At 40.3% G+C, this 22,340-nt stretch carries 18 protein-coding genes and 3 pseudogenes; 9 read left to right on the top strand and 12 right to left on the bottom strand.

Features of this window, described 5'->3' with window-relative positions; translation table 11 throughout:
- The first annotated feature begins 193 nt into the window (after nucleotides 1-193).
- The gene (locus tag KQP79_RS19405; protein WP_061448182.1) at nucleotides 194-397 is read left to right on the top strand and encodes a hypothetical protein; all 204 of its coding nucleotides are present in this window, start codon (nucleotides 194-196) and stop codon (nucleotides 395-397) included.
- Nucleotides 398-433: 36 nt separating this feature from the next.
- On the opposite strand, the gene KQP79_RS19400 is transcribed toward KQP79_RS19405, so the two are convergent.
- From KQP79_RS19400 to KQP79_RS19375, 6 genes and pseudogenes are all read right to left on the bottom strand, one after another.
- Entirely contained in the window at nucleotides 434-1,813 is a 1,380-nt protein-coding gene (locus KQP79_RS19400) for a DNA cytosine methyltransferase (protein WP_004310585.1), read from the bottom strand.
- Nucleotides 1,810-2,823 (bottom strand): DNA cytosine methyltransferase, encoded by a 1,014-nt coding sequence (locus KQP79_RS19395; protein WP_004310586.1) that lies wholly within the window; start codon nucleotides 2,821-2,823, stop codon nucleotides 1,810-1,812. The genes KQP79_RS19400 and KQP79_RS19395 overlap by 4 nt, the downstream gene beginning before the upstream one ends.
- A 5-nt stretch (nucleotides 2,824-2,828) precedes the next feature.
- Nucleotides 2,829-3,869 carry a HaeIII family restriction endonuclease gene (locus KQP79_RS19390; protein WP_342997807.1) on the bottom strand — a complete coding sequence of 347 codons (1,041 nt, stop codon included), beginning with the start codon at nucleotides 3,867-3,869 and terminating at the stop codon, nucleotides 2,829-2,831.
- A pseudogene (locus KQP79_RS19385) lies at nucleotides 3,849-4,355 on the bottom strand (very short patch repair endonuclease); the annotation flags it as partial. The gene KQP79_RS19390 and the pseudogene KQP79_RS19385, both read right to left, overlap by 21 nt.
- Nucleotides 4,356-4,382: 27 nt before the next feature.
- Entirely contained in the window at nucleotides 4,383-5,279 is an 897-nt protein-coding gene (locus KQP79_RS19380; RefSeq protein WP_061448181.1) for a hypothetical protein, read from the bottom strand.
- Nucleotides 5,272-5,484 (bottom strand): helix-turn-helix domain-containing protein, encoded by a 213-nt coding sequence (locus tag KQP79_RS19375; RefSeq protein ID WP_004310589.1) that lies wholly within the window; start codon nucleotides 5,482-5,484, stop codon nucleotides 5,272-5,274. The genes KQP79_RS19380 and KQP79_RS19375 overlap by 8 nt, the downstream gene beginning before the upstream one ends.
- Nucleotides 5,485-5,616: 132 nt before the next feature.
- Here KQP79_RS19375 and KQP79_RS26045 point away from each other — a divergent pair.
- A pseudogene (locus KQP79_RS26045) lies at nucleotides 5,617-6,608 on the top strand (DNA cytosine methyltransferase).
- A gap of 386 nt (nucleotides 6,609-6,994) precedes the next feature.
- Here KQP79_RS26045 and KQP79_RS19360 read toward each other — a convergent pair.
- Both KQP79_RS19360 and KQP79_RS19355 read right to left on the bottom strand, forming a co-directional pair.
- Nucleotides 6,995-7,264, bottom strand: coding sequence for a DUF1653 domain-containing protein (locus tag KQP79_RS19360; RefSeq protein WP_004310592.1), 270 nt, complete (start codon nucleotides 7,262-7,264; stop codon nucleotides 6,995-6,997).
- Nucleotides 7,265-7,410: 146 nt separating this feature from the next.
- A complete protein-coding gene (locus tag KQP79_RS19355; protein ID WP_004310593.1) occupies nucleotides 7,411-7,893 on the bottom strand; it encodes a hypothetical protein in 483 nt (160 codons plus the stop codon).
- 563 nt (nucleotides 7,894-8,456) lie between these two features.
- On the opposite strand from KQP79_RS19355, the pseudogene KQP79_RS19350 reads away from it, so the two are divergent.
- A pseudogene (locus KQP79_RS19350) lies at nucleotides 8,457-9,518 on the top strand (phage integrase SAM-like domain-containing protein); the annotation flags it as partial.
- A 919-nt stretch (nucleotides 9,519-10,437) separates the two neighbouring features.
- Here KQP79_RS19350 and KQP79_RS19345 read toward each other — a convergent pair.
- The 3 genes from KQP79_RS19345 to KQP79_RS19335 are packed head-to-tail and all read right to left on the bottom strand — an operon-like array spanning nucleotide 10,438 to nucleotide 12,916.
- Nucleotides 10,438-11,349: a ComEC/Rec2 family competence protein gene (locus tag KQP79_RS19345; RefSeq protein ID WP_118236304.1), complete on the bottom strand. Its 912-nt coding sequence runs from the start codon at nucleotides 11,347-11,349 to the stop codon at nucleotides 10,438-10,440.
- An 11-nt stretch (nucleotides 11,350-11,360) separates the two neighbouring features.
- Nucleotides 11,361-12,065, bottom strand: coding sequence for a hypothetical protein (locus KQP79_RS19340; protein ID WP_118236305.1), 705 nt, complete (start codon nucleotides 12,063-12,065; stop codon nucleotides 11,361-11,363).
- Nucleotides 12,066-12,070: 5 nt separating this feature from the next.
- Nucleotides 12,071-12,916 (bottom strand): hypothetical protein, encoded by an 846-nt coding sequence (locus KQP79_RS19335; protein ID WP_118236306.1) that lies wholly within the window; start codon nucleotides 12,914-12,916, stop codon nucleotides 12,071-12,073.
- Between the two features lie 406 nt (nucleotides 12,917-13,322).
- Between KQP79_RS19335 and KQP79_RS19330 the strand changes: the two genes are divergently transcribed.
- Both KQP79_RS19330 and KQP79_RS19325 read left to right on the top strand, forming a co-directional pair.
- On the top strand, nucleotides 13,323-14,618 hold the full coding sequence (locus KQP79_RS19330; protein WP_118236307.1) for an AAA family ATPase: 1,296 nt from the start codon (nucleotides 13,323-13,325) through the stop codon (nucleotides 14,616-14,618).
- Between the two features lie 534 nt (nucleotides 14,619-15,152).
- Nucleotides 15,153-15,299, top strand: coding sequence for a lipocalin-like domain-containing protein (locus KQP79_RS19325; RefSeq protein ID WP_229093724.1), 147 nt, complete (start codon nucleotides 15,153-15,155; stop codon nucleotides 15,297-15,299).
- Nucleotides 15,300-16,261: 962 nt separating this feature from the next.
- Here the strand turns inward: KQP79_RS19325 and KQP79_RS19320 are convergent.
- The gene (locus KQP79_RS19320; protein WP_118236309.1) at nucleotides 16,262-17,716 is read right to left on the bottom strand and encodes an IS1182-like element ISBas1 family transposase; all 1,455 of its coding nucleotides are present in this window, start codon (nucleotides 17,714-17,716) and stop codon (nucleotides 16,262-16,264) included.
- A 336-nt stretch (nucleotides 17,717-18,052) separates the two neighbouring features.
- Between KQP79_RS19320 and KQP79_RS19315 the strand changes: the two genes are divergently transcribed.
- The 4 genes from KQP79_RS19315 (at nucleotide 18,053) to KQP79_RS19300 (ending at nucleotide 22,335) form a co-directional block, all read left to right on the top strand.
- Complete coding sequence (locus KQP79_RS19315) at nucleotides 18,053-19,267, top strand: tyrosine-type recombinase/integrase (RefSeq protein ID WP_264386545.1); 1,215 nt, start codon at nucleotides 18,053-18,055, stop codon at nucleotides 19,265-19,267.
- Between the two features lie 553 nt (nucleotides 19,268-19,820).
- Nucleotides 19,821-20,369 (top strand): UpxY family transcription antiterminator, encoded by a 549-nt coding sequence (locus KQP79_RS19310; protein ID WP_118236312.1) that lies wholly within the window; start codon nucleotides 19,821-19,823, stop codon nucleotides 20,367-20,369.
- Between the two features lies 1 nt (nucleotide 20,370).
- A complete protein-coding gene (locus KQP79_RS19305; RefSeq protein ID WP_229035949.1) occupies nucleotides 20,371-21,525 on the top strand; it encodes an MraY family glycosyltransferase in 1,155 nt (384 codons plus the stop codon).
- A 12-nt stretch (nucleotides 21,526-21,537) separates the two neighbouring features.
- Nucleotides 21,538-22,335 carry a polysaccharide biosynthesis/export family protein gene (locus KQP79_RS19300; protein WP_118236313.1) on the top strand — a complete coding sequence of 266 codons (798 nt, stop codon included), beginning with the start codon at nucleotides 21,538-21,540 and terminating at the stop codon, nucleotides 22,333-22,335.
- The last annotated feature ends 5 nt before the right edge of the window (nucleotides 22,336-22,340 follow it).

Raw genomic sequence — 22,340 nt, 5'->3', positions numbered from 1 at the left:
CTGCTAAATCCATAATGCTTCATTTTTATACATCGCAAAAATATAAGAATGAAAAAAGGGCGACAAGATAGAATCGCGGAGACGCTTACCAAAACGTAATCCCACTCCTGATTTTTTAGATAACTCGATTTGTGTAAGATTGTATTGCTTACGTATAGCCTTTACTTGCTTGGATGGTATGTTTGCACTTTGAATGTTTAATTTTTTAGTTTTTGGCGATAACCAATATAGAAAATGCGAAGAAGGGGAGATGCCTAGAGTATCTAATGGAAAAATGATTTCAGCTTTGAAAGATTCTCATTTCTTTTGGGAAATACTGAAACTTGCTCAAAATCAGTTTCCCGATGATGGGATACTTAAAATTGAAAAAAAGAGTGAAAGAGCTATTGTTAAATAATTCCTGTTTTGAGGTAGTTGTAATGTATGCTTTGTTTTAAAAAAGTTCTTGAATGTTGGCGATATAAGGGATTGCTATATCTCTTTTATTGCCTCGGAATTTTACATCTGCTAAATTCAAGCATTCAAGATTGATACATTCCGCAGTTTTTAGTTTGAACGTCAGGTATTCATTGCCGGAAGGGGCAAAACCAAGGTGGGATAGTTCTGACCCAGACATGACTTTCGGGTGATCTTCTACCATTGCATACAAATATCTGTTACTGCAATTGTGTAGCAACAGATATTTAGGGGAAGTAGCTCCTATTGGCATTTGCAATGCTCCTCTGCGAAACCCTGTGCGTACATAATAAAGTTTGTTCCTCAATGTCATGCGTAATTGGTGTTCGTCTTTATAATAAGCAACAAGAACGTCTGCTTCCTTTTTTCCGTTCATAGAGCCTAGAGCATCTTTGATGCTTAAAGCTAAGCATCTGGCCAGCCGAGGGGGTACAGCATTTCCCACCATCTTATAACCTTCTTTTATATGTGTATAGGAAAAACGGAATTTATCGGGGAATGATTGGATTCTGGCGCATTCCCTCACGCTTAATCGACGGTAGAGGTGTTCATAACCGGGAAGAAAGATGCGTTGATTGGGGGAAACGTACTTCATAACTGGTGCCTGCGGATGTAAAGGGCAATTTTTAGCCTGTGCTTGTATGGTAAATGATACTTCATCCCAAGAACGTACGCGATTACGGGCCATAAATTTTGTATCGAACGGACCGGTAAAAACGTCATGGTTAGTCCATTTCTCATATTCTTGGTTTACGCGTTCATTGTCATATAGATGTGGTTCTTCAGTAATGTCACCAATTGCTTTTTGCAGTGTTACCAGAGGCTTTTGTGATGGTTCCGGAAATTTGAATGCGCCATTCAGTTCTTTTATGAAGCCAACAATAAATACACGGAAGCGATCTTGCGGTATGCAGTAATCAGCAGCATTCAGCAACGAATAGCTTACCACGTAACCAGCACATTCAAGGCTGGAAAGGAATGACAGGAAGGTTTTAAAATGCTTGTCGCTTATCATTCCTTGTACGTTCTCTATGATGAAAAACTTGGGACGTTTTTGTTTTATTAATTGGATATAGTCAAGAAACAAACGTCCCCGGTCATCATTTAGTCCTAACTGTTTACCACCTTCGCTCCATGATTGGCATGGAGGTCCTCCTATAAATCCATCGCAATCGGGAATATCAGCAGCCTTTAATGTACGGATATCGGATTTGCATAGGTATGTATTTGGGTGATTGAACTGATAGGTTTCGTGTATACCTTCATCAAATTCATTCGCCCAGATAACCTCATAACCAGCCTGCTCGAAGCCAAGATCTAGTCCGCCACATCCTGCAAAGAAAGATGCTACTTTCATTTCAAATCAACAATGATTCCCTTTTCAACCAAAGTTTTCTTTATTTGCATTGCCACATGATAAGCCAAGTTTACTGGTACAGCATTACCTATCATTTTATAACCATAATTCACATCATCATATATGAACTGGAATTCATCAGGGAAACTTTGTACACGGGCAACTTCACGGACTGTCATCCTGCGGTAAAGGTGTTCGTATCCTTCAGCAAACTTCTGCAGATTCTTTTCAACCTTAATCATTTTAGGTGCTTGAGGGTGCAGTTGGCATTGGCGACCGCTTGCTTGAACCGTGAAACCTGGTTCATCCCATGAACGAACTCGATTTCGGGATAAGAATATAGGCGAATATGCACCAATGAAATACTCGTTGTTAGGTATTTTGCAAGCCTTTCCATTTGTCTTGTTCTTTTCGAGAGCCGGTATAGCTGTAAATTGCAAGTCCCAGATACTTTCACGTAGTGTTGGTTTGTGTTTTTGGGGAGTAGGATATTCAAAGTTATGAATATTCAAATCTTTACGGAATCCGATATAGAATACACGGTCACGGTCCTCGGGCACATCGTAATCATTAGCATTAAGCATTTTCAAATTTACATCATAGCCTGCTTTGTCAAATAATTCCATGAAGCCACGCACGGCATCTGTATGGCGCTTGGCCAACATGCCGGATACATTTTCAGCAACAAAAAACAAAGGCTGTTTGTCGTGTAAAATACGAATGTATTCGTAGAATAACTGTCCCCGGGCATCCTCAATGCCCTTTAAAGAGCCTGCTTCACTCCATGACTGGCATGGAGGTCCGCCTATTATACCAGCAATATTATCCGGAAATTCGGATGATGGTATATCACGGATATCTCCTTCAATTAGATTAGTATCTGAAAAATTGGCTCGGAAGGTCGGGCAAATTTTAGCATCAAATTCATTCGCTGTAACTACTTTAAAACCGGCTTTATGAAAGCCTAAATCAAGACCTCCTGCACCAGAAAAAAGGCTAATCAAGTTCATCATATTTATTTCCAAAGGCAATTTATTGTGATTATAGCAGTAGGCATGCCTACTATTTGAATATCAAACTTTAAAGTTGGCACAACATAGGTTTCTGCATTATGTATGCGAAAAGAGAACTGCCAACCACCATCCATATAAAGCTCAACAGTGTTAGTTTTCTCCGGAACAAAACCTAAACTCACAATGCGTGTAGGCAAACATGCTACTGGAATTTGAATGGATGCTTGTTCTGATTCGCTGTTTTGATTGAGCGTACCGTGCAAATTATACGATTGAATCCGAGTGGTTTGTTCTTTATCGATGCTAATTATTTTATAGAAATCATGCTTGCCTAAAAGGTATTCTACCAATTTGCCGGGGATGTCCTTATGAACCTGATATTGTCGGTTGATTTCATTTATAAAAGCTGTTAGCAAGGGTATGTATACGTCATTTTCTTTATCTGTCAGTTCATTAAATTTTGTATGTTTGTTTTTTTCTGCAATGAGATAGTCGAATATTGGTTTAACTCCATTCCAATAATCCTGTGAACAAGGAATTCCATACCATTCTTTTCCAAAGTCCAATCTTCTGCTTAGGCGGCTATGTTTTACTGCAAAATGGTTATGCTTGAGGCTTAACCCAATCTCCCACTGGATGTTGTGCCGGATTATTAATATATCTCGTACATCACCTTTTTTCCCTTTAGCGTCTGTCTGTATCAGTAATTCCAAAATGTCATTATTGTTCTCGACGATACGGGGCTCTAATTCAAAAATCTTAGCAACGGCAACATAAGAGCTTGCCTTGTAAGTCTCTTGCATCTCATTGGATAAAGTGCACCATGCACGTTCTGCTGCGGAGTAACTACTATTTTTTATTATATTGACAGGACGAAGCTTTTTGATTTTTTCTTCAAGGGTGAGCAAACATACGAATTCATAAGCCCTTCCTTGGTCATTACTTTTACTACTCATAATTATGGGGTGTTTATTTAGATGCGAAGTTACTGAAACTCCTGTAAAAACAGCATTCTTATTTCTCTTTTTTTCATATTCCGTTATATTATCGGCTGCAATGCAGGGAGAATTTTCTGTAATCTCATAAGTTTTAGGAAGCTTTTGCCGATAATGTTCTAAAAAGCTATGGTTTATCCAGTATTCCATTTCATGTAATGTCTGTTCTCTTACAGCAGGTTTTAATTGGCATTCCCAAATAGTCATTACTTTCCAGCCCATTTTCTTTAAAACCTCTTTATGCTTTTCATCCCTTTGTTGGTTACGCTTTATTTTATTACGCCAATAATCACTGTTGGAATGTGGAATATGTCCGTCTACTTTGTGCCCATGCCAAAAACATCCATGGATAAATATTACAATACCATACTTACGCAATACTATATCGGGTGTACCAGGCAATCCTTTTACATTCTTGAGATAACGGTATCCTCTTGAAAACAAGTAACGTCGTACAATCCACTCTGGCTTTGTGTCTTTACTCCTTATTTTTGCCATAACGGCAGAACGTTTCTTTTTGCTCCAAATATCCATTTATAAAAGGTATAATACTTCGATGAATTATTGAATTCTTCTAACGTCTTTGTGTAGATATTTATTTAGTTCATGGAAATTGTTCTTATTTATTTGCAAAGTAGCTAACAAGTTTTTTATATTTTTGCCTATGCTATGTCCTTTTACTGACAATGGCTTTTCGAAAACGAGCTTTCCTTGGAGTTTTCCTTCTTGATCTAGAAACCAGTTAACATACACAGACAATGATCTGTCCCCATCCCATTTGTCTTTGTTGGCTCTGTAGTTTAAGGCTTTACAAACAAAATATATATCTTGTTGTTTTGCAAAATGTTCAATAGGCTGCATCTTAGATAGATAATAATTTAAATCTTTATTGGGCGCATCTATAGTTATAATGTAATTAGCAACCCCAGAATTTATGACAGTTTCACCATTTACGCTAGAATTTTTTTTATCTAAATTTAAATTTGTACCAGCATATATATCTATTTTTTGTTGGTCGGTTAAATCTATAATTCCACATTTCTTTCCTCCTAACTTATTTATAAACTCAAATTTCCAGCCCATTGTCAAGCTTAAAGCTTTCGTTTTCTTGTATGGCTTGAAATATACTAGGTAATCATCTTCGAAGGTTTTCTTTATTTTTGCAATGCTTCTTTCAATAATTGATTGTGCGTCGCTTCCTAAAATTTCAATTGCTCTATCCAAGCTAATTTTATTTTCTAGAAAATCAGCATTGTTTTGTTTAACTGATATTTTAAATTCTTTTTGATTACCAAGGTCATCTTGGGCTAATACATATACATCAGTTTTGCATTCTCCTTTAGAGGACGTGGGCTTATCACATTTTAATACCGAATAGTTGGCTTGTTCGTAAGTGAACTTTTTTTCGGATAAAAATAAGTCTTTTATCTTGCGTTCTGTTTTTCCAAAATTACTCATGTGTTTCTAGAAGTTTGGTTAATGGTACATTTAAAGCTTTTGCTATTTTTTCGGCAACAGCTAGTGAAACATTACGCTTTCCATTTTCAATGTCAGGAAGGTATGTTCTGTCTATGTCGGCTATATTAGCCAATTTCTCTTGTGAGAGATTTAATGCTATGCGTTGTTCTCTCACTCTAATACCAAATAATTCATTTATTGTCATAACTTTACAAAGTTCTTTATTCTTCGACAATTGTGCAACGGACTATTGTCTACAAATTAATGTTTTTGGGGATTAGAATACAATTTAAATTGTATCTTTGCCATCAACTTGAATAACAATAAATAGGTAAAGATGAAAATAGTTTCACTGTTTGCGGGAGCAGGAGGATTAGACCTGGGTTTTGAGAGAGCTGGATTTGATATTGTGTGGGCAAATGAATATGATAAAGATATTTGGAAAACGTATGAAAAGAATCATAGCAATACAATATTAGATAAAAGGAGTATAACTGATATTCCAACAACTGACATCCCGGAATGTGATGGAATAATTGGTGGACCACCTTGCCAAAGTTGGAGCGAAGCAGGGGCTTTAAGAGGAATCAATGATAAACGCGGACAGTTGTTTTTTGATTTTATACGTATTCTACAGGATAAACAGCCTTTGTTTTTTTTAGCAGAAAATGTTAGTGGGATGCTTTTAGGAAGACATTCGGAAGCTTTATCAAATATAAAAATATGTTTGCAAATGCTGGAATTGGCTATGAATTATCATTTAATATGCTTAATGCACATGATTATAATGTCCCGCAAGATCGTAAAAGGGTATTTTTTATAGGTATAAGGAAAGATCTTAATTTTAAGTTCGAATTTCCAAAACCTTATCCTTATAAGAAAACATTAAAAGACGCGATTGGAGATCTTGCAGATAATGTCGTCCCTTCCATTGGGAATAATAAAGCAAACCCTGATTGTAAAGTGACTAACCATGAATATATGACAGGAGGATTTTCTCCAATATTCATGTCTAGGAATAGGGTGCGAAAATGGGATGAACAATCATTTACAATTCAGGCTGGGGGCAGGCAAGCTCCTATACATCCGCAAGCACCTTTGATGGAATTTGTAGAGCAAAATGTGAGAAAATTTGTAGAAGGGAAGGAACATCTTTATAGAAGGTTAAGTGTTAGGGAATGCGCTCGGATTCAAACATTTCCGGATGATTTTATTTTCTATTATAATAGTGTTGCAGCTGGATATAAGATGATTGGAAATGCAGTCCCGGTTAATTTGGCTAATGCCTTAGCTGAATCAATCAAACAGCAACTTCAAATACATGTGTAATCATTGGATGAAAAACTAAAAAAGTACATTGTGGTAGATATTTTAAGAGTAATTTATAATATTGTTTATCAAACAGAACGTAATACCGTAAATAATGAAGTTCATCTGAAAATCGGATGAATAGTATGGGAAGTATATTGGGGATATTTAAGCGATCGACGTGTTTGTAAAACTTTCTTCTTGATTTATAAGAAAAAGAGGGACATTCACGGAGTATCTCTGTTATAGCGCCATTCGTTCTTTAACAAGATTGGGTATATATCTATTACGATACATCTCAATTGAGGTACTGGGATTGGATAAGATATGCATCAATTGAATAATATCTCTGTTCTTCTCGTATGTTATATTGGTATCAGTTCTTATATTCATTCTATTTTAACTTACTAGTCCTCCCATGTTAAATCCTTCAAATCTTTTAGTTCTGGGTAATAGGCATATATTTCTTTTTCTGTTATTTCTTTAAAACGATCCATTTTAATACCATTTCGGACTACCTTGTCAAAAAACATAGTTTTAGGGCGGACCCATATTTCATGTTTACCATATAATGCCTGATAAACAACCATCTCCTCAAGTGTCTCACTATGCTGGGCAATACCCAGCATTTTATACAGTCCACCTTTAAAATGAATGAAATATCGTTCTTTTTCCATAATACTACCATTGTTCTTATGCAGGTATAAAAGTAGTAAATTCTTAGATAATAAGAGTCGGTTGTTTCTGATATTTTTTTTTAACGTTGTGTAACCTGTCGTTATTAAGTGATCACTATTAAATAAGGTGTGATTTTTTCGTAGCGTCATCTCTTCATTTTCTTTCTCCACCTCTGAAACCCTCTCATCAAACTTTCCTCTTCCACCGACTCCGCCATATCATACTTTACCACAAACTCATGCATCGACTTTATATACATCACCCCATTTTTGAACTTATTTTCCAACAGAAACGAATAAAGCTCCGCTTTCATTTCCACCTCAATTTCCTTTTCAATAATAAAGATACTGTCCTGACCGAAATAATTATAAACTTCCGGATTCTTCCCTTGCCTTGGGCTGGGAAGAACAAAAGTGATATTTCCAGTCTCTTTCCAGGAGACGCCTTGCGGATGAGGAACAGATAATTGATGCAGGAAGTGATAAATGGGAGTGAGGTGGGAGAGGTGGATTGGAATGGGGAGCCTTGAAGGTGGATTGTTGTGCGATAGAAGTTCTAAACTTTGTCCGTACCGGACATGCATATACCTCGCCAGATATGGCTTGATGGCAAACGTGGCTGTAACCATGGGATTTGAATTTTGGATTGTTGAAATTTGTTGTATACTGATTGCCGCTTCGTGCGGCAGATTCTGTCGTGTTTGTTGGAAAAAATCCCATGGGTTACGGGGACGGAATTTTAATTCAGTAAGAAGTTGAAATTCAAATGGTTACAAATGCCGGTTTTTCCTTTAAAACCAACGGGTCGTTCCTTTAAAAGGAACGACCCGTTGCACACCGAGGAAGGACCTCTTCCTTTTAAAGGAACGGACGGCTCCCTAAAATCCATAGTGCAAAGCTATGCCTAATATTCTAATTTTTCAAAAGGAATAATAGCGGAAATATTTATATTATGTAATGAAATATCATAAATAGTATACATCTCTAATTTATGCGTATGCATATTGGAAATATGTAATAAAAATATACTGATTACTAGAACGTGTATTTTAACTATATTTATCAGATAACTATTCTTAAAGTGGAAAAACTTTTTATTCCATTTCTTGTTTCTTGCGTAACAGGCGGAAAAATAGTTCTGATAAGTAAGGTGAACTTCGTACTTTTACGTTTCAAACAAAAAAAGCAAGATATGATAACATCAGTGAAACTTATGCTGAATAAGAGCAGGATATTGAATAATGGCAGTTATCCTTTAGTATTTCAGGTGATCCACAATCGGAGAAAAAAGTTACTGTATACAGGCTACCGGGTGAAAGAGGAGGTGTTTGACGAGCTGGAAGGGAAGATTATGAATGGCGTAGGTTCTACTTTTACGGCTACAGAGGTCGTGAAAATGAACCGCGAGCTGCGGAAGATGCGGAATCGGATTGATACACGGATCAGGCAGCTTGAGCGGACAAGGGAAGAATTTACAGTGGAGGATATTCTGGCTCAAAGTGCTTTTGGTACAGGAAAACCACAGTTTTATTTATTGCGATATATCAATGCGCAGATTGAGCGTAAGCAGGAACTGAAGAAAGTGGGGATGGCTGCGGCCTACAAGAGCACCCGCTCGTCGTTGGCAAAATTTATAAGCCGCCCCGATGTCCGGATGTCGGAGGTCGATTCGGCGTTCGTCAGGAGATACGAGGATTTCCTGTATAGTAACGGCTCTTCCGGAAATACGGTAAGCTATTATCTGCGCAACTTGCGTTCCCTGTACAACCAGGCGGTAGCGGACGGTTATCATCCTCGTGGCGAATATCCGTTTGCGAAGGCACAGACCCGCCCGGCGAAAACGGTGAAACGTGCTTTGTCACGGACGGATATGCAGAATCTGGCGGACTTGAATTTGGAGAATGAACCTGAACTGGAGTTTGCCCGCGATTTGTATCTGTTCAGCTTTTATGCGCAGGGAATGGCTTTTGTCGATATTGTCCTTTTGAGGAAGAGCGATATTTGCAATGGTGTGCTGACTTATTCCCGTCATAAGTCGAAACAGTTGATTCGCATAGCGGTGACTCCGCAGATGCAGGGCTTGATGGATAAATACAAGACGGAAAATGAGTATCTCTTTCCGATAATCAGCGGTGAATACGCTTCGGGATACAAACAATACCGCCTGGCGTTAGGGCGTATCAACCGCCATTTGAAGAAAATCGCTGTTGCAGCTGATATAAAAGTTGCGTTGACGACGTACACCGCGAAACACAATGAATTATCTATTTGATTGAAAATAAGATTATTATCACCTATTTCGTTGATAGTAGGTAACACTTTAGAAACGAGCGAATTACAATATTTTGTTTTCTTCTGCATCAGTCAAAGAACGATTTTCCAGTTGCAAATATACATTTTACTCGTGACAAAAGCAATCTTTTTCCGCATTAATCGGCTTAAAGTCATCCCTAAAGAAGAGGGTATTGAATGTTGAAGTGCCCCCAAAAGTTAGACCAAAAACTTTTGAGGTGCATTCTTTATGAAATACACTTTTGAAAAGTTCAATATAGTGAGCTATCGATTGGGTACGTTTATATGATAAATACGGGGTTAATACCCTAAGAATACACCCCAACATAAAGCCTCAAGTTATTAAGGAATGGTTGTACGAGAGCATTGATAAAGTACCGTATAAGCCGTACAGCACTTGAAGGCTGGGTTCGTACGATTCGTAAACATGGATATGAGGAATTACATATATTCCGACATATGGCAAGATCTAAGAAAAAAGAATATCAGACAGAATTGGAAAAGCTTCAGGCGGAAAACTTGCGCCAGAGGGCAGAGAATGCGTTGCTAAAAAAGTGAAGGCCTTAGTCGAGGAACAGGAAACCCGGGCACGTCTCAATGGGTAGAAGCCATTGACGAACTAAGGTCTGAATATCCTCTTGACTTATTATTGGAATTAAGAAGGATAGCTCATTCTGTATTCTATTATCACCTGGAACGGCTTGAGGGACAAGATAAATACGCAGTGGAGAAAGAGGAAATCAAATCCATTTTCCATCATAATGGAGTATATCATAACCTGTATGTGAATAGTAGCCGACATTCAAACTCTTGCAAACATTCTGAAATCGTATTACTACCTACATAAACAGGTATGCTAATGTATATAACCTCAATATGAATCAAAATTTCTCGATTATCTTTTGAATATCCTCCTCTATGGTCACTATACCATCATCATCAATGAAAATATGACCTTGAGAGGTTTTTCTCTGGCAGACAATATTATTATCTGTGCTCAGATTGTTGTCACCTTCACAATAGTCGGTCGAACTGTATCTACTGTCTACATTTCTATTATCATCACCATTAGCTTTTTCCGAAACAATATTAAGTTTCTTTGTCTTACCACCTTTCATGGCACCGAAAAGTTCGGTACTGAACGAAGAGCGTAAACCGTGATGAGGGCACACTAGAAAATCCACGCCCTGCCCCAGTTTCTTATTCAATTCAGGGTTATCCTCTAACAGTTTCTTCATACCCTCCTTCTGGATGTCAGCGGCGAAGAAAATTCTATAGCCAGAGTGTATATACAGAACGATACTGATATTATTGGTATAACTTTCGTTTCTAAGAGTGCTGTTATTCTCAACCCAGCCGGGATAAAGATAACCAATGGTCATTCGAGAAGGGTCACACACCCTTAGGGGAAGGTATCTTCCCTTATATACCTCCTTAACCTTTTTAACCTCATTACTACCAGGATCGTCTACCAAGTTCCAGTTAACATTTTTATAACTTTCCGATCCTTTCGACAGATCATTTGGTGTAGTAAACAAATTTATGTAAAAATGTTTTTCCAAATCATCTAAATCGGAAATATGATCCAGATGGGGATGTGAGATAAAGACTTGACTTAGATAATATTTGTCTCTTAAATACTTCAATTTGCCTCGCTTCTTAAAAAGAGGAAGCAGGAAATCATTTACCATTGAGAAGTCATTGCCCTTACCAAGGTCAACAACAATTTTATTACTTCCCATCTCAATATAGGCACTCAAAGCAGGCCCGACATTAAAAATTACTATCTTCATAAGCTTTCTCTTTATTTTTTTCCTGTGAATGTTGCAAATAGGTACTTGGCATAAGACCACCCTCTTGTTTCCAATAACAGATAGCAGCCCACCATCAACAGCACTTGAATTATCAATGCTATCGCTAAAGTCCACCACGGCAACCAACTGCGGAAGATGTTAGCAACGGCTATACCTATTATTAACAAAATACTCCATACGCTTGCACCAAGGTAGTTGCGGCAGAAGCCGAACTCAATGTTATACTGTCTCAAGATCTTATCACCACGGCAATTTTGCCTAATCTGGTAGACTGCATCCACAATTGTTTTCTTGGCCATATCGAGGTCTGCTAGCTCTTCTTCACGAGTAGGCAGCTCGATACCGAACGTATCTTTCACTTTTGTAGAGATCTCATTATGATACGCAGGTGAGATGACCGAATTCTGCCAAAGCAACAGCTTTGTAGTAGGCATCTCCGTCTCGTCCTTTTTGAATAGCGGGTATTGGAAGAGCCACTTCGATGTCTCCTTAAATAATTCTCTTACTAGATAACCTACGGCCATACTTGCCAATGCTGTTCCACCAATCAGACACAGTACCCACTTAACATTACCCAATAGTGCCTGATATTGAGGGAACCACTCCCTCATGCACATGGCGATCAATATACATGTAGGGAGCATTCCCAAGACAGCCGGATATACCCTTGCTTCTCTAATGTATTTATCCATCATATACCTTAAAGTTTTTTATGATTGGGAGATGCAGTTTCTGTCACAACATATAGTCCGTTGCTTGGATCTATAAACAAATAGATGTTACCATTGCTGCGTGTTGTTAGGACTTTACCAAAATATGAATGTTTATCCCCTATATTATAATATTTAACACCATCAGCATAGTTCGAGTATCCCGTATACACATCTGTCCCCTCCTTTGTTGCCTCTGAATCCTTCGACAATATGATGGTCCTCACATTGCCTGTCAGGTCAAACAATGCCTTGGGAAATCCAGAATCATGACCATGGTGTGGTGCAACAAGCACATCCAACCCATTCTTCATCAGAGTTCGAAAGTTCATGTTGTTATTAGCAAGCCATTCCCAACCTACCGTTTCCAAATCACCGGCAAACAGTATCCTAACATTATTATACTTTATATAGCGTATAATACTGCTGTTGTTTCTAACCTTGCTTTTAAGCTTAGGATCCGACTTTACAGTATCTATCGGAATTGAAAATGTTTTACTTTCTTCAAAGCCCCAGTCAATTATTTCAGGATTGTCACCTCGATACTTCTTATCCAGGTTCTTTACATAATCTTTATTAATCAAAGCCGAATCATCATACAGCTCTGTATAGTTGCGGCATAACAAATATGGCGTTAACTCATTATATACCCTTTCTGAATTTCTAACGTGATCGTCATCTGGATGAGTAATATGGAGTAGTGCTAATGGATATGACTTTCCTTTAGAAGTTACATAAGGTTTTGACTTTAACAATTCACTATTGCCTATGCTAAAGTTTTTAATAGACTCGACAGGGTTCTGCTTCTCAGCTGAAGAACCGCAATCAATCATCATCGCGTACTTATTGGGCGAGCAAATGTAATTGCAAGACGCGTTGCCAACATCAAATACTACTATATACATATTTTATATAATTAAATTATAAATAATTTCTCTTTCATATTGACAAAAAATATGCCAAAATCAGTAAAAGGGAACTTTAAGCTCGCGAATTCATTTCTTGTTTTAGCACACAATGCGCCATTTAACCCAATAAGCAATAAAACAGTACTACCTGTCAACGTTTTGAAAAACTGCTGACAGGCCACACTACTGCCAACTGACAGAATAAACATTCTAACTGTTAATTTGACACAAATTGTCCGAATCAAGGCTATGAAATCTAAATATATATATAAGATAGTCTCTAATTCGGATATTTTTTGCGTATCTTTGCTCTCAAATAAAATAAATACATGTTATGGTTATTGAACTACGAATCAAGAACTTCCTTTCTTTCAAGGAGGAAACTACTATAAGTTTTGAGGCCTCAAAAGACACATTCAAGGAGGATTCTTTGCTGGTCACTATGGCAGACGGTACCCGTCTCTCTCGCATCGCTATTATATATGGTGCCAACGCCAGTGGTAAGTCCAACCTCCTTGAAGCATTCGAGTATCTCTTTTGGTTTTGGAAACGTAAAACCGATGATCAGGATGCCCCAACTGGTGTAGAACCCTTCATCCTTGACAGTGACACACCATCGCAACCCACCGAGTTTGAACTCAAACTTTATATCAACGGCAAAAAATACATTTATCAACTTATTTTGTCACCAAAGGACATCCTTTCAGAGAAATTACATGTCTACAACAGTAACCAACCATCACTCCTCATGCATCGCGAATTGGTTGACAGTAACACTGCACTAAAGTTCAACCAATCACTCATCAAGGTGTCCGCTGCAGTAAAAGATGAATTGACCGCAAAATGCCTTAAAAACATGTCACTATTTGCTGCCCGCAAGGCTGTCAACTGTAATTTAGGTGAAATTGATGATGTAAGGGATTGGATGATTAACCATACGTTGCCAGTTATCGACTTAGGTCAGAAGATGTTTAATTATGCAGAAAGAAATATGCTTGAAAATCCCGATGCAAAAAAACACCTTTTGGACTTCTGTCATAATATTGGATTCAACATCGAGGATATGGCTGTGGAGAAAGATTACATGTCTTTGACACCAGAAATGATACAGTTCATAAAATCGTCAGGGCAGCTCTCGGATGAGAACGCAAGCAAACTGAGCAAAGACCCCAAAATGCCTAATGGGTTCAAAACTGATTTCATTGTGTCAGTTATTAATAAAAGAGGAAAGGAAATATACACTTTGCCAAAAGCCAGTCAAAGTGAAGGAACGCTAAGAGCTATGGGTATCGAAACTGCTCTCTACGTGGCAGAACAAAACAACAAATTGCTTCCTATTGACGAGATAGAGACATCTATGCACCCATTGTTATTAAAGTTTATGATACAGAGTTTTTTGAAAGTACAATCAAGAAGCCAGTTGCTCCTGACAACACATTACGATCCGTTGTTTACAGCTGTTGATGATTATCTTCGCAAGGATAGTTTCTGGTTGATGGATAAAAGAGATGATGGACATTCTGAGTTATATCCTCTCATTTCCAAAAATGGTGTCAATAAAATGCGGTCACTTCAACGAGCATACTTAAACAACAAGCTTGGTGCCCTTCCCCAGATAGCAAATGTATAAGAATCCACTTCTATAAGTCACAGGAGCAGATACTACAATGCATCATCCCCACCATGTGAAAAGAGGTGGATTTTGAATCGTATCCGTTTCCAAGCAGCTCGTGCAGTTCCGGGAGTCAAGGTCAGCCAAGAGCCTGAGTGCCTAGCAGAACAGGTCCAAGAAATACGACCAAGTTGTCTGTGAAGAGTTCGGATATGTAAATTGTGTGGAAATGCTCTTCAACCATCTCCCGCTCAGGATTGGAAAGAAAGCGAACATTATCACCACGAACCTCGCATTCAGCAGGTGAAACGAGATCATAGGGACAAAGTCTTGGTGTAGCAATGGTCGACAAGCTTACGCATAAAGCCTATCTGGTGAATATAAGGTTGATAGGTCTCTTATCGTGACTTGCTTTCAGCTTGCTCATGATAAACCGCCTGAAAGCCATACATTCCCTGCACCGAAACTTGAAGACAACGGAGACTATCATTTCAAGATTATACACATCACAACTTCATTTCCTGAAATAATAAAACTTAAATTGACATGAGTATGAAATTGAAAGCAATGCGGAAAATTGACGCCATACTGAAAACCATCACAGGGGTGGTATCGAGTGTTAACTCTACAGCGGGCACAATTAGCTGTATCGCTGATTCGTATGACGGACTCAGACTGGGATTTGAACTGAAAAAATGATAAATTTGAGAGTTGTTGTGTAGGAAAGCATAGAGAGAATTTCAATGATAGCTGAAACGGCAATTTACCGAAAATATCTCTACATTTCCTTGTTTTTTCTACGGGGATAATTCCGATACAGCTGATATAACATCACAGTAATGCCGTGACTCTTTGAGAACGAAGGGGTACATAAAAGGTATCTGCCATGTTCTCGTCATTTCTTTCTTGGCGTTGAGGGATGGGGATATCTGATGATTGGGATATTCCTCTATTCCTTGACAAGAGAGGGAACGAACTCCGATTGTCCAACATCCAACAAGCATTTATATATAATATGTAATGCTGCCGATACACGAAGGGATACTATCTCATTCTGATGTACGTCTGCAAAACCTGAAACACTGTATATTTTTGTAAAACAAAATAAGATAGTTACCCTCTGTTCCGTTAACAACACGTAACGATTCAGAAACGAGCGAATTACAACATTCTGTTTTCTTCTGCATCAGTCGAAGGACGATTCCTTAAGTACAAATACATATTTTATTTGTGAAAAAAACAGGTACTTAATAATGGACTAAGAAACTAAAATCAACTATGGCAAAGGGGGGCTGGTTTCGAGGGCACTGAAAAAGTGTTTTTCGACTTCAAACTGTAAGTGGATGATGATAAAAAACGCCATTTCAAGGCATAATAACGTAAAAAGTGTCGTAAAACGCCATCAATTTGTCAATTGAAGTTACAAACTATAACTTTTTTCTTTCAAAGGTCGAAAAAGTGGGGACTCTTTTTCAGGAGGGCACTGAAAAAGGTATCCTCTTAAGATTTAATCCCAATCTTTAAAAAGACGAAAGCAGATTGTATTAGCCTTTATATCGGTTTTGCAATCTGCTTTTATATATCTTGATAGGAGTTTATATTCGGCCTTGTATAGTCAGTAAGGCCATCATATTATACGTGGGTAATTTTTATAAGTGTTTTTAGCTTAGTTTCAATATTCTCTTGATATTTGCGGCAAAGATGGTCATAGCACCTTGCATCTGCATACCATCCAGCCCATACGACAGTGCCTTATCATAACCGTATACCTGCTTTAATTCTGCATTCTTTGCCTCAATCTTGTATCTTTGACGAGCTATATCTTTAAATTCTTGTGATTTCTGGAATCCAAGCTGCCTTTTCTGTTCTTCATTCCTGATAGGTATACTATAGGTCTTGCTTTTAGCCCCCTCCTTGTAGCATCCTTCTCTTCGTGAACAAGTCTTGCATTTCTCTATATCAAAGAAATAAGTCATGGATTGATTCCATTTCCCATCCCTTTTCCCCTGCCTTGCTTTTCTGATTGCCATATGACCGGCAGGACAAACAAACATGCCTGCATCCTTGTTATAATCAAACTTGTCTTCATCTTTCCTGAGTCCATGACTTATGGCCGGATGTAATTTTGATACCAAAGTAAATCCCTTCTCTTCATCTTCTGCCAGTCTAAGGTTTTCCGATCCGGAGTATGCGGTATCACCAATGACAGTGTTCACTTCCATTCCGTTTTTTCTGCTTTGCTCCACAAGCTCTTTCAACTGAGGCCCATCGCCCTTTTCGCCAGAAGTAACAGTTGCGGCTGTTATGATACGCTCATCACTCATTGCAATGTGAGTCTTATATCCGAAAAACGAACTGTCCTCTGTTTTATGACCAATGCGGGCATCTGCATCCTTTGAGGTCGTATAGTGATCCTCTATATCTGAAAGCGTTTCCTTGAGCATGTTAAGTCGCTGCTTTACTGCAGGCACTTCTGAAAGACTGGCATCTGAAGTGATAAGTTTCAGAAGGTCTTTGGTATAATCCAACTCATGCGCAAGATCATCCTCTTTATTCTTAGACGGCAGGGTTTGCGTGATATTATCATCCATGGCATAAAGTACCTTACGGAGTTGCTTTGAACGGAGTCGCAGAATCTCTATCGGGGAGTACGGGTTAGACCTGGCTTCTGTATGAGTAGCATCTACAATAATAGTCCTTGATTTTATGATGCCTTTCTCTATCGCTATTTCTACGCTCTTCTGGATTAGCAGGTTCATAAGATCCATGTCTTCCAGCCGTAACTTGCGGAACTTACAAAGACTGCTGGCATTAATAACGTCTTCCTCTGGAGCCATACCAAGGAAATACTTAAAGGACATATCATAACGGGAACGCTCTACGACATCTACGTCGGAAATATCGTATATGGTCTTCAGCAGAAGATACTTGAACATGCGAATAGGGGATTCTGCTGTTCGACCATTATCCTTGCAATACTTATTGGCAAGTTCCTGATAGACAAAAGTGAAATCTACAAGATCATTAATGCGGCGAAGAAGATTGTCTTGGGGGACAACTATATCGTAGAGTGAACTATATTCACTGAGCGGAAGTTCTTGTTGTTGTGATAGCATGGACCTTAAATATTATGGCATTAAGGTACAAAAAATCTGCACATAGCCAAATAATATACAGGCTATGTGCAGATTTAATTCTTTAAAAAGCTGCAAGGAAACTTTTTCAGTGCCCTCCTTTTTCAGTGCCCTCCTTTTTCAGTGCCCTCGTTTCACGATATCCTTCTCTTCCGAGGCCAATACACTTTTCCTGCAAAAGGCACATGGCATTCTCCTCTTTCCTTATTATCAACAGCTCAAAGATTCTTATTCTCTGAAATACAATATTTTGCATACTTCAATAAGTGGTTGTATCTGATAATTTTGCATCCTGTAAAATTTAAAATCAGAGAATTTATGGCTACTGTAAAAATTAAGTTCCGATCATCTTCCGTAGATGGCAGGGAGGGTACGGTCTATTACCAAGTAATCCACAAACGTGTGGCAAGACAGATCAACACTCCCTACAAACTGTTTCCCGCCGAGTGGAGCAAACAACATTCCCGTATCATCATCACGCTATCCGATGAGGGCAGGCGGCAATATCTATTGTCACTGGACAAGAAGATTTCCGAGGATACCGACAGGCTGGAGAATGTCATCACAGCTCTGGGACGTAAGGGAGGTGCTTTCACCGCCGATGACGTGACCTCCGCTTTTCACGGCAATCATTGCGGTCTTTTCTTTTTTGTTTTCATGCGGGAGGTTATCGACGGTCTGGAACGTCTGGGGAAGATACGGCTCGTCGAGACCTACGGCTCCACACTCAACAGCTTCATGCGGTTCATGAATGGAAAGGACATGCCACTCGGGGATATGGACTCCGACCTGATGATCGCATACGAGGCATGGTTGAAGTCCAGAGGAATTTCCATGAACACGGTCTCCTTTTACATGCGTATTCTGCGTGCCGGCTATAACCGTGCCGTGGAGAAGGGACTGACCGTGCAGCGTTTTCCATTCAGACATGTCTATACTGGGGTTGAGAAGACAACGAAACGGGCGGTACCCCTACATGTGATAAAGCAGCTCAAGTCATTGGACCTGTCACTTGAGCCCGCAAAGGCCTATGCGAGGGACATGCTGCTCTTTAGCTTCTATACAAGGGGGATGTCCATGGTCGATATGGCATTCCTGAAAAAGAAGGATCTTAATAACGGCATCCTCTCATACCGGCGTAAGAAAACCGGGCAGCAGCTCTTTATAAAATGGGAGCCGTGCATGCAGGAGATCGTGGATCGCCACACTATTCCCGAATCCCCGTACCTTCTTCCCGTTATCGGCAGGCCGGGGACGGACGAGAGAAAACAGTACATTAACGCCTCCCATTTGGTCAACAGGCACTTGAAAACCATCGGGAAGGAACTGGGCCTTTCTGTCCCTTTGACCCATTACGTGGCGAGGCATTCCTGGGCCAGTGCGGCCAGGAGCAAGAACATTCCGATTTCAGTGATCAGTGAGGGTATGGGGCATGATTCGGAGGCCACAACAAGGATCTATCTGGCCTCGTTGGATACCGCCACTATTGACAAGGCAAACAGGTTGATTCTAAAATCTTTGCAGGATGTATAAAATGTTGGGCGGAAGAATGCTCTCTTTTCAAGAGAGTATAAGAAAAACAAATCTTCCATTGAAGCGGATTTGTTTGGGGAAGCCCCGGAGACACACTGTAAAAATGTCACAAGGATAGAAAAAAAATGGTGTTGAGTTAAAATTATTGTCTCTCCCTAAGAGAGGTATAAGCGGGTGCAAATTTACGAAAAATATTGAGAATGACCACAAAAACAAGCAAAAAATGATAATAAAACATGGACTGCTTCTTAAAACCGCAAAGCAAATTGTTGAGCAGACAGTTTTCAGGAAGAAGGTAAAAGCTTTATTATCTGATTGTTTTATTCATACTATGCTTCATTGTACCTCTCTTAGGGAGAGAGGTACGACCAAAGAGGCGTAAATAGCGCGTAAGAATCTGCTATAAGGCAGACAATATTCATTGTTGATGAAGACAGATCGACATTGTTATGCAGGGGTAAAACCCCGAACTTTTGAGAAGAATAGTTGTAACTGCTTGATTTATGGAAAGTTCCACCATCATGCAGGATTGATAGAATTGTCTTGAATCGAAATGAGGACACCCCAAGGGAATGAAGAAACGAAACAGTGGTACGTGATGCGTGACTTGAAACGGATCAATGCCAAAGAACCTGCCTATAAACTGTTGGAAGGAAAGAAAATGGAAGTTTTTGTCCCGAAAGTGTACAAACTGTGTACCAGACAGGGAAAGCGCGTCCGCGAGGAAGTGCCCTTCATACAGGATCTGCTTTTCGTACATGAAACTCGCCTGAACCTTGACCCCATAGTGAAAAAAACTCCCACCCTGCAGTACCGCTGGCTGCGCAACACCTGGCGCGAACCGATGACCGTCCCCGATGCGGATATGGATCGCTTCATCCGTGCTGTCAGTAACTCGGAATTCCCCCAATATTACTTGCCGGAGGAAATAACCCCGCAGATGTACGGACGCCCAATACACATTGTGGGTGGACCTCTTGACGGTTACGAGGGCAATCTGCTCACCATGCGCGGCTCAAAGGTAAAACGCCTGCTGGTAGAATTGAAAGGTTTCCTTTCCGTGGGCGTGGAGGTAACCCCCGAATATATACAATTCGTCTGACATGAACGACTTTATGACATTTATTGACGGGCTCGATGTTCCCGTTATTTTTTGGACAATCAGCTCCATCTTTGTGTTCCTTTTCTGCGTGCTTTCCGCTGGTGTTCTGATCCCCCAAATCCTGCTGATCTCTTTCCAAAGGAAACTTTTCGACGTGCCGGACGAGCGCAAGATACATCAAGGTGTTGTCCCACGCCTCGGCGGGATAGCCTTCAAGCCCGTGGTGTTCCTCTCGGTCGCCCTGTTGATCGGTGTCAGCCTTTTGCTTGGTTACGGGGACATGCTTGGGGAACTTATTTCGGAAGGACGTGCCCTCTCCTTCGGCTTCTGCTGCATCATGGTGCTTTACCTTGTCGGCATAGCCGATGATCTGATAGGCATCCGCTACAGTGCCAAGTTTGTAGTACAGATAGCTTGCGGACTGATGGTTATCGCGGGCGGCTTGTGGATGAATGATCTGCACGGACTGTTTTTCATCCACGGACTGCCCTGCTGGATAGGCTGGCCGCTTACGGTCCTGGCAGTGGTGTTCATCATCAATGCCATCAACCTGATTGACGGCATCGATGGACTGGCTTCCGGTCTGTGTGGGGTGGCGATGCTTTTCTACGGAATAATCTTCCTCACGGCACACCAGTACATCTACGCCGTGCTTGCCTTCGCCACCCTTGGTGTGCTCGTACCGTTCTTCTATTATAATGTGTTCGGCGATGTAAAGCGGGGAAAGAAGATATTCATGGGTGACACGGGAAGCCTGACCATCGGCATGATGTTGTGCATCCTCAGCCTGAAATTGCTGCACAGTTTTCCGGACGGATTTCCATCGGACCATCCCAATATCCTGATATTGGCCTATTCGCCGCTTATCATTCCCTGCTTCGACGTGGTTCGTGTCTACTTGCACCGGATGCGCAACGGAAAGAACCCTTTCCTGCCCGACAAGAACCACATCCACCACAAGCTGCTTGCCGTCGGCATGAGGCAGCGTGCGGCCATGATTACCATCGTGTCGGTATCCGTGTTGTTCACCCTATGCAACATCCTGCTGTCGTGCCATGTTGACGTGACCGTACTATTGTTGGCGGACATTACGGTATGGACGGCGGCCAATATCTGGCTGACACGCAGAATAAGCTCAATTAACAAGAAACTATAGTTATAACCGAATATGAAATTTTGCAAAATTCTGATGGCGGCGACATTTGTCCTTGCGTTAGGCTCATGCTCCACGCCCAAACAAATCTCTTATTTCCAGGACTTACGTCCCGGAGAGAGCGAATTGGAACTTACGGCTCCCGTTGAAATAAAGATTCAGCCGAAAGACAAAGTGTCCATCCTGGTCAACAGCCAGGACTTGAGACTGACCAACCTTTTCAACCTGCCCATCATTTCGCAACAGGTGGGGCAGGAAATATCTACCGGTACCAACCGGGGAATGTCCGGTTACACGGTGGATTCCAACGGGAATATAGACTTCCCCGTATTGGGAAGAATCCATATACAGGGCATGACCCGCGAGGAAGTGGCTTCGCATATCAAACAGGAGTTACAATCACACGATTTGGTTAAAGATCCCGTGGTCACGGTGGAGTTCATGAATCTGGCCGTCTCGGTCTTGGGAGAAGTGAACAATCCCGGACGGTATAACATTGACAAGGACAATATCACTATATTGGACGCACTGAGTCAGGCGGGGGATCTGACTGTCTATGGCAAGCGTGAGAAGGTACTGATACTCCGCAACGAGGACGGTAAACAACGTGTGTATGGCGTGAATCTCTGCTCCGGAGATCATATCTATTCCTCTCCTGCCTATTACCTGCAGCAGAACGATGTAGTCTATGTGGAGCCGAACGACACGAAGGCCCGCCAGTCCACAGTGAACGGCAACAATGTCCGCTCCACTTCTTTCTGGATTTCATTGGCTTCCCTGCTGACCTCCATCGCCATATTAATTGTAAACTGACCCGA

Source organism: Bacteroides sp. DH3716P (assembly GCF_025914115.1).
Lineage (GTDB): Bacteria > Bacteroidota > Bacteroidia > Bacteroidales > Bacteroidaceae > Bacteroides > Bacteroides ovatus.
This window is presented reverse-complemented; position numbering and strand designations above follow the sequence as displayed.

Excerpts from the sequence above, each read along its gene's own strand:
- KQP79_RS19405 (WP_061448182.1), top strand. The coding sequence starts at position 194 with ATGTTTAATTTTTTAGTTTTTGGCGATAACCAATATAGAAAATGCGAA.
- KQP79_RS19400 (WP_004310585.1), bottom strand. The coding sequence starts at position 1,813 with ATGAAAGTAGCATCTTTCTTTGCAGGATGTGGCGGACTAGATCTTGGC.
- KQP79_RS19395 (WP_004310586.1), bottom strand. The coding sequence starts at position 2,823 with ATGAACTTGATTAGCCTTTTTTCTGGTGCAGGAGGTCTTGATTTAGGC.
- KQP79_RS19380 (WP_061448181.1), bottom strand. The coding sequence starts at position 5,279 with ATGAGTAATTTTGGAAAAACAGAACGCAAGATAAAAGACTTATTTTTA.
- KQP79_RS19375 (WP_004310589.1), bottom strand. The coding sequence starts at position 5,484 with ATGACAATAAATGAATTATTTGGTATTAGAGTGAGAGAACAACGCATA.
- KQP79_RS19360 (WP_004310592.1), bottom strand. The coding sequence starts at position 7,264 with ATGGAAAAAGAACGATATTTCATTCATTTTAAAGGTGGACTGTATAAA.
- KQP79_RS19355 (WP_004310593.1), bottom strand. The coding sequence starts at position 7,893 with ATGGTTACAGCCACGTTTGCCATCAAGCCATATCTGGCGAGGTATATG.
- KQP79_RS19345 (WP_118236304.1), bottom strand. The coding sequence starts at position 11,349 with ATGAAGATAGTAATTTTTAATGTCGGGCCTGCTTTGAGTGCCTATATT.
- KQP79_RS19340 (WP_118236305.1), bottom strand. The coding sequence starts at position 12,065 with ATGATGGATAAATACATTAGAGAAGCAAGGGTATATCCGGCTGTCTTG.
- KQP79_RS19335 (WP_118236306.1), bottom strand. The coding sequence starts at position 12,916 with ATGATGATTGATTGCGGTTCTTCAGCTGAGAAGCAGAACCCTGTCGAG.
- KQP79_RS19330 (WP_118236307.1), top strand. The coding sequence starts at position 13,323 with ATGGTTATTGAACTACGAATCAAGAACTTCCTTTCTTTCAAGGAGGAA.
- KQP79_RS19325 (WP_229093724.1), top strand. The coding sequence starts at position 15,153 with ATGAAATTGAAAGCAATGCGGAAAATTGACGCCATACTGAAAACCATC.
- KQP79_RS19320 (WP_118236309.1), bottom strand. The coding sequence starts at position 17,716 with ATGCTATCACAACAACAAGAACTTCCGCTCAGTGAATATAGTTCACTC.
- KQP79_RS19315 (WP_264386545.1), top strand. The coding sequence starts at position 18,053 with ATGGCTACTGTAAAAATTAAGTTCCGATCATCTTCCGTAGATGGCAGG.
- KQP79_RS19310 (WP_118236312.1), top strand. The coding sequence starts at position 19,821 with ATGAGGACACCCCAAGGGAATGAAGAAACGAAACAGTGGTACGTGATG.
- KQP79_RS19305 (WP_229035949.1), top strand. The coding sequence starts at position 20,371 with ATGAACGACTTTATGACATTTATTGACGGGCTCGATGTTCCCGTTATT.
- KQP79_RS19300 (WP_118236313.1), top strand. The coding sequence starts at position 21,538 with ATGAAATTTTGCAAAATTCTGATGGCGGCGACATTTGTCCTTGCGTTA.